Annotated in this window: 10 protein-coding genes; 5 read left to right on the forward strand and 5 right to left on the reverse strand. The window is 47.5% G+C overall.

The window, feature by feature from the left end; translation table 11 throughout:
• Positions 1-158 precede the first annotated feature (158 nt).
• Positions 159-920 (reverse strand): DeoR/GlpR family transcriptional regulator, encoded by a 762-nt coding sequence (locus tag ACJB0T_RS01430; protein ID WP_479289750.1) that lies wholly within the window; start codon positions 918-920, stop codon positions 159-161.
• A 316-nt stretch (positions 921-1,236) separates the two neighbouring features.
• Between ACJB0T_RS01430 and ACJB0T_RS01435 the strand changes: the two genes are divergently transcribed.
• The gene (locus ACJB0T_RS01435) at positions 1,237-2,097 is read left to right on the forward strand and encodes an MIP/aquaporin family protein (protein WP_479289748.1); all 861 of its coding nucleotides are present in this window, start codon (positions 1,237-1,239) and stop codon (positions 2,095-2,097) included.
• Positions 2,098-2,151: 54 nt separating this feature from the next.
• Positions 2,152-3,669 carry a glycerol kinase GlpK gene (gene glpK / locus ACJB0T_RS01440; protein WP_479289746.1) on the forward strand — a complete coding sequence of 506 codons (1,518 nt, stop codon included), beginning with the start codon at positions 2,152-2,154 and terminating at the stop codon, positions 3,667-3,669.
• A gap of 73 nt (positions 3,670-3,742) precedes the next feature.
• On the opposite strand, the gene ACJB0T_RS01445 is transcribed toward glpK, so the two are convergent.
• The 4 genes from ACJB0T_RS01445 to ACJB0T_RS01460 all read right to left on the reverse strand — a co-directional run bounded on the left by ACJB0T_RS01445 (position 3,743) and on the right by ACJB0T_RS01460 (position 8,566).
• Positions 3,743-4,168 (reverse strand): DUF3995 domain-containing protein, encoded by a 426-nt coding sequence (locus ACJB0T_RS01445; protein ID WP_479289744.1) that lies wholly within the window; start codon positions 4,166-4,168, stop codon positions 3,743-3,745.
• 132 nt (positions 4,169-4,300) lie between these two features.
• The gene (locus ACJB0T_RS01450) at positions 4,301-5,407 is read right to left on the reverse strand and encodes a lipocalin-like domain-containing protein (protein ID WP_479289742.1); all 1,107 of its coding nucleotides are present in this window, start codon (positions 5,405-5,407) and stop codon (positions 4,301-4,303) included.
• A complete protein-coding gene (locus tag ACJB0T_RS01455) occupies positions 5,407-7,902 on the reverse strand; it encodes an ABC transporter permease (protein WP_479289739.1) in 2,496 nt (831 codons plus the stop codon). The genes ACJB0T_RS01450 and ACJB0T_RS01455 overlap by 1 nt, the downstream gene beginning before the upstream one ends.
• A complete protein-coding gene (locus ACJB0T_RS01460; RefSeq protein ID WP_479289738.1) occupies positions 7,889-8,566 on the reverse strand; it encodes an ABC transporter ATP-binding protein in 678 nt (225 codons plus the stop codon). Before ACJB0T_RS01460 ends, ACJB0T_RS01455 begins: the two co-directional genes overlap by 14 nt.
• A 366-nt stretch (positions 8,567-8,932) precedes the next feature.
• On the opposite strand from ACJB0T_RS01460, the gene ACJB0T_RS01465 reads away from it, so the two are divergent.
• From ACJB0T_RS01465 to ACJB0T_RS01475, 3 genes are all read left to right on the forward strand, one after another.
• Positions 8,933-10,609, forward strand: a complete 1,677-nt coding sequence (locus ACJB0T_RS01465) for a peptide ABC transporter substrate-binding protein (RefSeq protein WP_479289736.1) — start codon at positions 8,933-8,935, stop codon at positions 10,607-10,609.
• A gap of 76 nt (positions 10,610-10,685) precedes the next feature.
• Entirely contained in the window at positions 10,686-11,675 is a 990-nt protein-coding gene (locus ACJB0T_RS01470; protein WP_479289734.1) for an ABC transporter ATP-binding protein, read from the forward strand.
• Positions 11,675-12,505: an ATP-binding cassette domain-containing protein gene (locus ACJB0T_RS01475; RefSeq protein WP_479289732.1), complete on the forward strand. Its 831-nt coding sequence runs from the start codon at positions 11,675-11,677 to the stop codon at positions 12,503-12,505. The genes ACJB0T_RS01470 and ACJB0T_RS01475 overlap by 1 nt, the downstream gene beginning before the upstream one ends.
• Positions 12,506-12,609: the final 104 nt, after the last annotated feature.

Below are 12,609 nucleotides of genomic sequence, written 5' to 3' on the forward strand. Positions count from 1 at the left end.
GCATTAAAACTCAATAAGTTTCGAGATTTCGCTCACAAATGTTCGTTCGAGCATAAAATCGCGCAATTCAGTTTCGATATAAGTCATGACAGGAAAACGAAATACAAAAAAACCAGCCATAAAGGCTGGTCTCTCTAGTCCTGACTCGTTATCAGACGCTAAGCAATTTCAACGTTAATCTCATTATCTTTCAGAACATTGCAGATCTCTTTTGGTGGTTTCATATCAGAGATGACCAAGTCGACTTCTTCGATACCACCCAGTTTCACCATCGCATTGCGGCCAAACTTACTATGGTCGACTCCCAACAAAACGCTCCGGCTATTTTCAATGATCGCGCGTTTTACTCGAACTTCATGGTAATCGAAATCCAATAGTGAGCCATCATAATCAATACCACTAATACCTAAAATACCAAAATCGAGTCTAAACTGAGCCACGAAATCAATGGTCGACTCTCCTGTGACGCCGCCATCGCGACCACGAACTTCACCTCCTGCTAAGATGACACGGAAGCTTTCTTTGTGCATCAACATCGATGCAACGTTGATATTGTTGGTCACAATACGCAAGTCACTGTGTTCAACCAATAGCGCTTTAGCAATGGCCTCTGGCGTAGTACCGATATCGATAAACAGTGTGGCACCATTCGGTATGTGTTGGACGAGCTGCGCAGCAATCCGCTCTTTCTCTGCCTGACTGGAGACTTTGCGGCTTTGGTAGGACGAATTTTCAGAGCTGGTCACAATGGTTGCCCCACCGTGATTACGTTTGATTTTGTTCGCATCCGCCAATTCGTTTAAGTCTCGACGAATCGTCTGTGGGCTCACATGAAACTTTTCAACCAAATCTTCCGTGCTGACGTAGCCATGCGTGGTCACCAATTCAATGATTTCCTGATGTCTTTTTATCGCTTTCAACCACACTCCCTCGCGTTAAAACCATGGTGAACCTCGAGTTTACTTGGTATTGGTAAGGTTTTAAATAGTCGCTACAGCAAATCCGTCCATTACTGTCTTCGATTACAGCTAAAGCAAACGAAACTCTGTTCTATTTCGCGGAAAATAACCTAAACGAACATAAAATGTGCTTTGGATAACAATTATGAACATAATACGAACATTTTTAACTTTCGTACGCACATATGAGACCTAAGCCGGATTTCTAACTAGTCTAATCAGCTACAATCCCAGCGCACATTTGATATGCATATGAAACAAGACCAAGGAAAGAACTATGAGTATAAAAAAAGATCCTGCGCTACTCGGCCAGTGTATCGCAGAGTTTATTGGTACTGGCTTGCTTATATTTTGGGGTGTCGGCTGCGTTGCGGCGTTAGTGTTAACCGGTGCTGAGTTCGGCCAATGGGAAGTGAGTATCGTATGGGGCTTAGCCGTGGCGCTTGCTGTGTACTGCACCGCAGGTGTTTCTGGTGCTCACATCAATCCAGCGGTGACCATTGCTCTTGCTGCGTTCCACGGGTTTGAAAAGCATAAGGTACTGCCTTATATCGCATCGCAAGTCGCAGGCGCATTCTGTGCGGCGGCGTTGGTATATGGATTGTTCAGCAACTTGTTTATTGACTGGGAGCTTGCTAATGGCGTGGCTAGAGATACACCTGAAGCGCTTGCAACAGCAGGTATTTTCTCAACCTACCCTCACGCTTCTCTATCTTTCTTGGGCGCAGCAGCGGTGGAATTTACCATCACAGCAGTTCTCATGTTCGGCATTTTAGCGTTTGGTGACAGCAATAACGGCGGCGAATCTCGCGGTGCGATGGTACCACTGTTGATTGGTTTGCTTGTTGCCACTATTGGTGGCTCGCTTGGCGCACTGACCGGCTTTGCGATGAACCCAGCACGTGACTTCGGCCCTAAGCTATTTGCCTACTTTGCTGGTTGGGATTATGCGCTGACGGGAGCGAAAGATATCCCATATTTCATTGTTCCAATTTTTGCCACTATCGCAGGCGGCTTATTTGGCGGCTGGCTATATCCAAAAGTGATTGGCGCTTATCTTCCTGCTGCTGGCGGTTGTACTAGCCCGGCACAGTGCGAGGAAGAGACTGAAGTCAACGACACGGAAGCACACGTTTAATAAGTTAACTCTTTCCCCTACAGATAATTACAACGAAATCAAAAGGACACTACTATGACTAAGAAATACATCGTCGCTCTTGATCAAGGCACCACCAGCTCACGTACGGTCGTTCTTGACCATGACGCTAATATTGTCAGTGTCGCCCAAAGAGAATTTACTCAAATCTATCCAGAAGCTGGATGGGTTGAGCATGATCCGCTAGAGATCTATGCCACGCAGAGTTCCACTCTGATTGAAGCACTTGGCCAAAAAGACATCACTTCCGATGAAGTGGCCGCCATTGGCATTACCAACCAACGTGAAACGACCATCGTTTGGAACAAAGAAACGGGTGCACCAGTCTACAACGCCATTGTTTGGCAATGTCGTCGCACAGCAGAAATCTGCCAAGAACTTAAACAACGCGACGGCCTTGAGGAGTATGTTCGTGAGAACACAGGCCTGGTACTAGACCCATACTTCTCGGGTACCAAAGTAAAATGGATCCTCGACAACGTCGAAGGTGCTCGCGACCTAGCCAAAGAAGGCAAACTGATGTTCGGTACTATAGACACATGGCTCGTCTGGAAGATGACGCAAGGCCGCGTCCACGTGACTGATTTCACCAACGCATCACGCACCATGCTTTTCAATATCAATACGCTTGAATGGGATGAACACATCCTCAAAGAATTTGATATTCCACGTTCTATGATGCCAGAAGTGAAGCCATCTTCAGAAGTGTACGGCCAAACCAACATTGGTGGTAAAGGCGGTACACGTATCCCTATTGCGGGTATTGCAGGCGATCAGCAAGCCGCGCTATTCGGTCAAATGTGCGTAGAACCAGGACAGGCGAAAAACACCTACGGCACAGGTTGCTTTATGCTGATGAATACCGGTAAAGAGAAGATTACCTCTAAAAACTCTTTGCTGACGACTATCGCATGTGGCCCGAAAGGTGACCTTGCCTATGCGCTTGAAGGCTCAGTGTTTATGGGCGGCGCATCTATCCAATGGCTGCGTGATGAAATGAAGCTATTGAGCGATGCAAAAGACTCTGAGTACTTCGCGAACAAAGTCGAATCAAGCAATGGCGTGTATGTGGTTCCTGCCTTTACAGGCCTTGGCGCACCGTATTGGGATGCTTACGCACGCGGCACGATTATTGGTATGACTCGCGGGACAGGTGCCAACCATATCATCCGCGCGACGTTAGAAAGTATCGCATATCAAAGTCGTGATGTGATTGATGCGATGCAAGCTGACTCGGGCATTGAACTCGCCTCTCTACGTGTAGACGGCGGCGCGGTAGCAAACAACTTCTTGATGCAGTTCCAAGCGGATCTACTAAACACAGAAGTGCACCGACCAAAAGTGGTTGAAGTCACGGCACTTGGTGCTGCTTACCTCGCTGGCATAGCAGTAGGGTTCTGGAATGGATTAGAGGAAGTATCAGGTAAGGCTGAAATCGACCGCACCTTCATTCCATCAGATGATGCGGAAAAACGTGAAACTCGCTATAGCGGTTGGAAACGTGCAGTACAAGGCGTACTAAGCTGGTCTGAGTTTACTCAAGCAGAAAAATAGTCACGACTAGTCATCGGAGCGCATTCGAAGTGTCATTACCTCGGTGCGCTTTTTTTGTTTGTTACTATTGCGTCTATCCACCCCAGACTAGATAGAAATAGCCGGAGCCAAGCAATAAACACAGCGGTGAATAAAGCACACTATCAAGCACAGCAAAATCACCCTGTTTGTTTTTTTTGGTAAAGCCAACCAAGTTAAAGTCGCCTATCGCTCTTAAAATGAAAACCGTTCCGACAGCAATGCCTGCCCACTGAACATACTCGAGAATCTCAGGTTCGATGAACACTAACTCTATCAACCCTAAAGACAATGCAGCAAACAGCGAAAGACAAATCGCCACTAAAAATGTCACCCCGGCGCCCGGCGTAAACGCATCGTTCCCTTCCAATTTGGGGATCGCCAATTGAACACCCTTTCTACCCCCAAACGCCCAATAAACATGAACCAGCGCAATGATCGATAGAATCGAAAACATCGATAAAGCTACAAGCGACTGCATGAACCCTCTCCAATTTTAAATACCTAAGTCGTATACAGAGAGATGTACTATGTTGGATAAGGCAAACCAAGTCGAAGCACGCCAATTACGTGCGTTACATTAAAGTTTGCGTGTCGGACGACATTACAAGGCTTAGTAACCCGTTAGTTCCATATATCCCAGACCTTCATGAGAGCCTTTTATCTGCACAGGCCCTTCCCAGTAAGGTATGGTCAAAGGCATTTTTGCATTGGGGTTAATGGCGTCTATCGTCAAAAATAGTTCGTGCGTTGGTATGTCGAGTTGCCATGATGTCGGGTGAGGTTGACCGTTTAGAACTGTGGTATTTCGAACTTTTAAAGATAACTCATTTGCGCCAATAGTGATTCCTTCTCTGTCACTAAACATCAATCGGCCATAGGCGTAGTTAGCTTCCCCCGTTTGGTTATCTCTGAGCTGAAACACCACCAAGCTAGTGTCTGTATCGAGCCTTAACGCAAACCAATCCCAACCTTGTTGAGAGCCTAACAAAAACCGTGAACTCCACTCTCGGTCTATCCATGCTTGACCTGTCACCTGATGTGTTTGCCCTTCCACTTGAATTGAACCCATCACGTCAATAAACGGTTGGCTGTAATAATGAGAAGCGACCTTACCATCGGCGCTTTTCACGCTATAACCATTGTCACCTTGAAGCTGAAAGTCTGATTTACTAGAGAGTGAGAGCTCGTAGCTAAACGTCTCTGCGGCAACAGATAATGTGGCAGGAAACATGTCTTGAGATTCACTATTCCATTGCCAATCATCCAAATAAACCCGAAAAGGCCTCTCAGTCACCCCTGCGATTTCTGGATGGGCGCGAGACCATTTCTCTTCCGCTAGATGATGTTGCGGTGTAGTAATTGCACTGTGCGCCATATATATCTGCGTACTGTTCCAGTCTCCGGCTTTTTGTTGTTCTGTATTTTGCATCTCGGCAAGCGCTAGTGCGATTCGAAACTGCGTCCATTGAACACCAAATGTTTCGCCTGCACTGTTTTCTAAATTTGCAGTGACATACCACCACTCATAGCGAAAATCATTATGTGCCTGATGATCTCTAGGAAACTCGATATTTCGACTGGCCGTGACCTTGGTAAAGCCTTGTTCATCTTGGCCTAGTAAAGCACCAAACCCTTGAGGCTTTGGCTCCTCGCAACCGCCCAATAGAAGTAAGAGGGACAACAGTGCCACCAAAAGACACGAGGCTCTATTTTTCATCACAGCACCTCGCTTTGAAGACTCGACATCGCAGGACGTTTCACCAAACGCCATAACGGCAATGCCGTCGCCGCTGATGCCGTTACGATACTCACAAGTGATAGCATCGCAATATCACTCCAACTCCAAACGAATTGCAGGCTCCAGCCAAATGCACGCAGCGTTACCATGTCCGTCAAGACATAGCCCACTAACGCGCCAAGTGGCATTGCAAGAGACAACGTAAAGCAAACCAATACCACCATTTGCATCACTACCATGCCCAGTAACACTCGACTTCGGACGCCAAGCGCGTACAGCCTAGCTATCGCTGCTTTTCTCGCCTCAATAAGCATAAAGCAGGCACTAAACAAACCAATTACCGCCACCAGCAAGGTAACGCCATTCAAGGCTTTGGTGACAGCAAACGTCTGTGAAAAGATCTCTAATGCTATGGTTTTGATCTGTTGCTGATCGTAGAGTTGATTCTCACTCAGACCAAACTCGTCCATCAGTTGCTTGCGCATTTCGTCGCTAGCAAGTTCTGATTGAATACCTAGGCTCGTTGGTACCGCCGAAAATCCGGCACGCTGCCAAAGGGCGGGCGCAATCAGTAATTCCCCTGAAGGAGAGCCGTAATCATAGAATATCGCCCCTACTTTTAATGGCTGGACAAGCGAACTGTTGAGCTCTGCGACTTCAAGCTCATCACCCAGTTCCAACCCGAGCTTCACCGCCATTGGCTCACTTATGGCCGCCAATTCCATTTGATAAAAACGCGGCCAAAAATCTTCAAAAGCCTCTTTTGCTACGAAGGTTTGCTCAAGGGTTAAGGTGTCTTTGGTGCCGAGTTTTGTGGGGAGGTTTGCAACCGTCATATCAAGATAGCTTTGGGTGAAGATTGCAGTTACGCCGGACATAGTTTGCAATCGACTTTGGACAGTGCTCATCTCACTTTGCGCCGGACTGATATAAATGTCAGCGTGAAGACGCTGCTCAAGCCATTGCTTTAACGTGTGCTCAAAGCTCATCACTAAAGTATTCATCGCTAAGTTAGCAGTCATGGCCAGTAGCAGTGCCATCATCGCAAGCGACAATGGCGCAACGAGCTCTTTAAGCTCAGCGACGAGATAATGTTTCAATCCGCTCGTGAATAGCTTTTCTGCCCATACGCTGAGCACAAGTAGCCCTTTCGGCAGATAGAGCGGGGTCGCTACCACCAAAATACCGAGCCAAAGCATGGTGACTCTGAAATGATCACTCAGGATTAGGCCAAGCACGGCCAATACCGTCAGAGCAATAGCCACAACCAACAACTGGGTGGTCTTCTGTGGCTCTGGCAGAGAATAATAGCCGCTGTGGATTGATAAAGGTTGCTGTACACTACCTCGAAAGTGTTGCCAACAGGCCCCAAGTGCAGCCGCTAAAGTGATAACGAACGCTTGAAACAACCAGCTCCATTGCCAAGAGCCGGGAAGAAGTGTCGCACCGTATAGCTGCTCTAACGTCAAAGCGACTGTTGGATGCAGCCAATGGCTAAGCTGCATACCGAACACAAAACCAAGCAAGGCGCCAATCAGAACCATGACGGTCAGCTCTACCAACAAGGCCATAAACACCGTCGTTGAGTTAAGCCCTGCTTGCTGTAACTGCACCAGCAGTCGTCTGCGCTTTAACAAGCTGTATTTGACGCCATTGTAAGCAATAAACAACCCAACCAAAAAAGCCAGCATGCTCATTGCTGTTAGGTTGAGATGAAAGCTATCGGTCAATGAATCAAGATCGCTGCTTTGAGTGTTTTCAATCCACTGCCCTCGCTCTGCGACAATACTAAACCAACGTGTGCCTTGCGGGTTTGGATTATCAAATACTGCTATGTAGCTAAGCTGTCCAGAACGATTTAACAATCGCTCAGCGAAACTGACATCCACCAGCATTCGGTTCCCTAGTTGCCATTGATCCGGGACTGAAAAGATTCGCGTGTTAATGTCGTCAAGACGCACTTGGTTAGGTCTACCCATTCGCTCAAACTGTTGCTCACTAACGAGCGCAATCGCCTCACCTCGGAGCATGTCAACCAGAGGCAGTTGTTGATCGAACAGAAAGACTGGTTGCTTGTCATCCTCCCGGCCACTATTCATAGCCGCAGTAACAGCGGCAACAACATCGCTGCCTTGAACGGAAAATCGCTGTCCTTCAGAGGAGCGCACACGTCCTTCAAGTACCGCTAATGATTGACTTAAGCCTGCCTGCCGAAGCTGAAAGTAAAGGTCTTTTGAAAAGTATTTTTGTCCTGTCGGGGGGATAATGAACTGAGACGCGGGTAAACTCAGTTGCTCAGCGGCATCGGCGTAACTGCGCTTCGCGTTAAGGTTTATCGCTTGCACTGCAACAAAAAGCATCACAGCAAGCACAATGCCGATTAATATGGCGGCGGCTTGCAGTGGGGCCTGAAAATAATGGCGCGTATAAACACGCAACACAACAGCGAGATGCAACGGCTTAATTCGCATCATAAAGCTGCCCATTCACCAACCGTAATCTTGACTTCATGAAGCCCGCGCACTCCTCACTGTGAGTCACCAGAAGCACCGCGGTATCGCCTTGCTGGGTAATATCGGCCAGAAGCTGCATCACTTCCCGTCCCGATTGCTCATCTAAATTTCCTGTTGGCTCATCTGCTAAAAGCAATTTCGGCTCACTAGCCAGCGCTCTGGCAATGGCTACTCGCTGCTGCTGCCCCCCAGAGAGCGCCGCGACATGTCGGTCAAGCAGTGCACTTAGCCCTAACTTCTCAACCAGATAGTCACACCACGCATTCCATTTCTTACCAGCAAGGGACAGCGGAAAAGCGATGTTTTGGCGCACATTGAGTGGTGTCAATAAGTTGAACTGCTGGAATACCACACCTAGCTTATGGATACGAAATTCACTCCAATCACTGTCTCCCCAACGACTCGTGTCTTGACCATCAAGGACAAGCTCGCCCGAATTCAGCGGTTCAAATCCAGCAATGATGTTCATTAAAGTACTCTTTCCGCTACCGCTCGCTCCCATTAGCGCAATACTCGAACCAGTGGTCATCGTCAGCTCACAGTCACGCAGCACAGAGTGCACCTCATTGCCATCGACAAATTGCTTGCTGAGACTACGCAAAGAAACTAACGAACTGTCGGACATAGAGTCTCCCTAAATATGTTTTTCATTTCACTCACTTCAAGCTGATACGCAATCAAACGAACTTCATATCAGCGTAACTAGGTGATAATTAAGTTAATAAGTTGTAATCAACCGAAATAAATCAAGGACAAAAATCGCTCATTTTCTGATTTTAGTTCACTAAATAGATGGGAAATGTGACATGAAATACAAATCGACTCAACAACTAACCCATTGAGTTGCTTGGTAATGGACATCCCACTATGGTGAACAGGATATGCACCCGAGCGCATCTCCATGTTCAAAACGGTAACTGTGAGTTTTGGGTGATAAGGATGTTACTAACTTCGAGCGTCAGACTTGAAGTCAATAAAATAAGGAAATCAGATGCTATTTAAAAAAACCGCATTTGCACTCGCCTGTGCTTCTGCATTGCTTTCAACGTCAGCACTCGCTGCCAACGACAAGCTCACTATTGGTATTACACAATACCCCGCCACACTACATCCAGATATTGACAGTATGGTCGCAAAAGCCTACACCAATGGATTTGTTAACCGTACAACCATTGGCTATGACCAAAACTGGAAGCTTGTCTGCTTTTACTGTGAACAAGTCCCTAGCTTCGAAAATGGGTTAGCGCAAATAATTGACAGGCCTCACGCTAAAGAAGGGGAAAGCAAACAAGGCGTTAAGATGCGAGTAACACTCAAACCTGATCTCTACTGGGGAGACGGTACCCCCATTACCACTAAAGACATGGCGTTCTGGCACAAAGTAGTGACTTCTCCGGACGTACAAGGGAACCCGGGGCTGACTACATTGCAACAGATCGAAAAAGTTGAGGTAGTCGATGAGCATACGGTAAATGTGTATGTAGACCGCATCTCGTTTAAATACAATGCAGACTACATCCCGGGTGTTCTGCCTACCCACATCGAAAAGTCCATTTTCGAAAACGAGCCTAAAAGCTACCATCTAAATACTAAATTTGTCACAGAACCAACGATGGCAGGCCTCTATAGCGGCCCCTACATTATCGAACAGCTAAAGCAAGGTCAGTTCGTTAAATTGAGCCGCAACAAACACTGGAAAGGAAAACAGCCACACTTCGATATAGTCACGTTAAAAACCGTGTCGGACACTCAAGCCTTGCAGGCAAATCTACTTTCAGGTGACGTTGACTACATCCCAGGGGAGCTAGGGTTAACTCTCGACCAAGCATTGCAGTTTGAGAAAAAGTTTGGAGATAGGTTTAACGTCGATATTCGCCCAGCCTCACTTTACGAGCATCTAGATGTTCAGCTCGACAACCCGCACTTATCGGAAGTCAAAGTTCGCCAAGCATTACTTTTTGGGTTGGATCGTAAACTGATTACCGACAAACTGTTTGAGGGAAGACAACAAGTCGCCAACTCAGATACGAGTCCTCTTGATAGTATCTATACCACTGATACGCCCACCTACGAGTACAACCCCGAAAAAGCTAAGCAACTGCTGAAAGAAGCAGGCTATGAACTCGTCAACGGTGTGCAAATGAAGGACGGTAAACCGCTGGAAATCGAGTTTATGACCACTGCGGGCAACAAGACACGTGAATTAGTGCAGCAGTTTGCCCAAGGTCAGTGGAAGAAAATCGGCATCCAAACAGCGATCAACAACCAAACTGCACGTGTGTACTTTGGTACTACGTTGACAGAGCGTAAACACAAAGGCCTCGCTATGTTTGCGTGGAGTTCATCTCCAGAAAACCCGCCATTAACGATTCTGCACTCTGATTACATCCCAACTAAAGACAATCAATGGGCAGGACAAAACTACGCTGGCTACAACAATCCTGAAATGGATCGAATCCTAGAAGCGATCGATGGCGAACTTAACAAAGAGAAGCGCACTGAGCTTTGGAAGCAGTTCCAAAACCTGTATGCGACAGAGCTTCCAGCACTGCCTCTCTACTATCGTTCAGACAGCTACATTTTTCCAAAATGGCTGGTCAATGTTGAGCCAACAGGGCACCAACATTATTCAAGCTACTGGTCAGAAAACTGGAGTCGAGCCAACTAGGTTTCTAACTTTAAAGTTCGAGATAAATAAGCATCGAAACCGTTAAGCGGTATCCATTTTTAAGAATGAAGTGTCTATGAATGAAGTTATCTTAGACGTCCGCAATATGAGTGTGGCCCTTGGGCCGCACTTTGCTGTTAAGGATGTCAGCTATCAAATCAGGCCAGGAGAGATCCTTGGCGTCGTCGGTGAGTCTGGCTGCGGTAAGTCTCTCACCTCTCTTGCCATTATGGGGTTGCTAGATAAGTCACTCACCTTGTCTGGCGACATCCGCTTCGGCGACAAAAATCTTGTGGGTCTTAGCGAAAAGCAATATCAACATATCCGCGGGGAAGGCATTGGCATGATCTTCCAAGAGCCAATGACCGCCTTAAACCCAGTAATGAAAGTTGGCGACCAGATCGCCGAGATGTTCATTATCCACGAAAACAGCTCACCCAAAGAGGCGCGCGATCGTGCAATCGAAATGCTCAAACAAGTCCACATTCCTTATCCTGAAAAACGCGCTAATGCCTATCCGCATGAGCTATCAGGGGGAATGAGACAGCGAGTGATGATCGCCATGGCTCTTGCTTGTAAACCGAAAGTGCTCATTGCTGATGAACCGACAACAGCGCTTGATGTGACGGTTCAAGCGCAAGTGCTCGACCTATTAGAAGAGCTGCGGGAGACCACAGGAACAGCGATACAATTTATCAGTCACTCTCTTGGTGTCGTGTCGCAAATCTCGGATCGCGTCATGGTGATGTATGCGGGACGTGTCGTTGAAATTGCCGATGTAAATGAGATTTTCGATAACCCTCAGCACCCCTACACTCAAGCACTGCTCGACACAATTCCACGAGTTGGTGTCGATGTGGACAGGCTGCCTGCTATTCCCGGCAGCGTACCACCACTCGATCAACGAAGTGAAGACTACAGCTTTCGAGACCGCTGTCCAGAGCTCTACGATAGCTACTTCCAGAAAGCGGAGAAGCGCAATCAACAAAGGCAGGCTACACAAGTGGCTCAGTCGGACTCGGTACTGCAACAGCCTATGTTTCGTCAACAAGGAGGCGCAGCCTAATGACTTTGCTCGAAGCCAGTAACCTGCACAAACACTACCTCCTTGAAGCCGGCTCGATGTTTGGAAGAAAACCGAAAACCCTTCATGTCACCAACAATGTCTCCCTCAAGGTTGAGTCAGGAAAAACCACCGCGATTGTCGGTGAATCAGGCTCAGGAAAATCGACGTTAGGCCGCATGCTCAGCATGTTGGAGCGTCCCGATTCCGGCGATATATTTCTCGCAGGACAAGAGGTGTCTAGATTGCCTAGTCATATGCAGCGTCGATTACGACAACGCATTGGCCTTGTGTTCCAAGACCCCTACTCTGCGTTGAATCCGCGTATGCCGATTCTTTCTTCACTGATTGAACCGATGAAAGTCAACGGCATTGGAAATAAGCAATCACAGCGTGCTCGCGCTATCGAAGTCTTAGGTTGGGTGGGCATGCGAGAAGACGTTCTTACCCGCTATCCTCATGAGTTCTCCGGCGGACAAAGGCAGCGGATCGCCATTGCCAGAGCATTAATGCTAAGGCCTGAACTTATCATCGCCGATGAACCACTCTCGGCACTTGATGTATCAGTTCAGTCGCAAATCCTCAATCTATTTAAAGACTTACAGCAGGAGCATGGTATTGCGTTCTTGTTCATCAGCCACGACATGGCCGTGGTTTACCACCTGGCACACGAAGTGGTGGTTATGAAAAGCGGAACCATCGTCGAGCAGGCCACCAAAGCGGACTTTTTTGCGAACCCCAAACATGCTTATAGCCGTGAGTTACTGAGCGCTGTTCCGGATATTGGCAACACACGCAGGCGAAATCACACTCGTCAAACCGTCACCGCATAAACAGGTCGCCACTGGTCTTTAACCACTGACCTAAGCCATTAAAACGAATTACCTACACAGGTGGTTTCAGCAATAAATCTGGAAAGGTTTACGTGATAAGGCTT

It is taken from the genome of Vibrio sp. CB1-5 (assembly GCF_059412285.1).

What these genes read in the sequence shown, in the direction of transcription:
- ACJB0T_RS01435 (WP_479289748.1), top strand. Translation starts at nt 1,237, where the DNA reads ATGAGTATAAAAAAAGATCCTGCGCTACTCGGCCAGTGTATCGCAGAG.
- ACJB0T_RS01460 (WP_479289738.1), bottom strand. Translation starts at nt 8,566, where the DNA reads ATGTCCGACAGTTCGTTAGTTTCTTTGCGTAGTCTCAGCAAGCAATTT.
- ACJB0T_RS01450 (WP_479289742.1), bottom strand. Translation starts at nt 5,407, where the DNA reads ATGAAAAATAGAGCCTCGTGTCTTTTGGTGGCACTGTTGTCCCTCTTA.
- ACJB0T_RS01465 (WP_479289736.1), top strand. Translation starts at nt 8,933, where the DNA reads ATGCTATTTAAAAAAACCGCATTTGCACTCGCCTGTGCTTCTGCATTG.
- ACJB0T_RS01470 (WP_479289734.1), top strand. Translation starts at nt 10,686, where the DNA reads ATGAATGAAGTTATCTTAGACGTCCGCAATATGAGTGTGGCCCTTGGG.
- ACJB0T_RS01455 (WP_479289739.1), bottom strand. Translation starts at nt 7,902, where the DNA reads ATGATGCGAATTAAGCCGTTGCATCTCGCTGTTGTGTTGCGTGTTTAT.
- glpK (WP_479289746.1), top strand. Translation starts at nt 2,152, where the DNA reads ATGACTAAGAAATACATCGTCGCTCTTGATCAAGGCACCACCAGCTCA.
- ACJB0T_RS01445 (WP_479289744.1), bottom strand. Translation starts at nt 4,168, where the DNA reads ATGCAGTCGCTTGTAGCTTTATCGATGTTTTCGATTCTATCGATCATT.
- ACJB0T_RS01475 (WP_479289732.1), top strand. Translation starts at nt 11,675, where the DNA reads ATGACTTTGCTCGAAGCCAGTAACCTGCACAAACACTACCTCCTTGAA.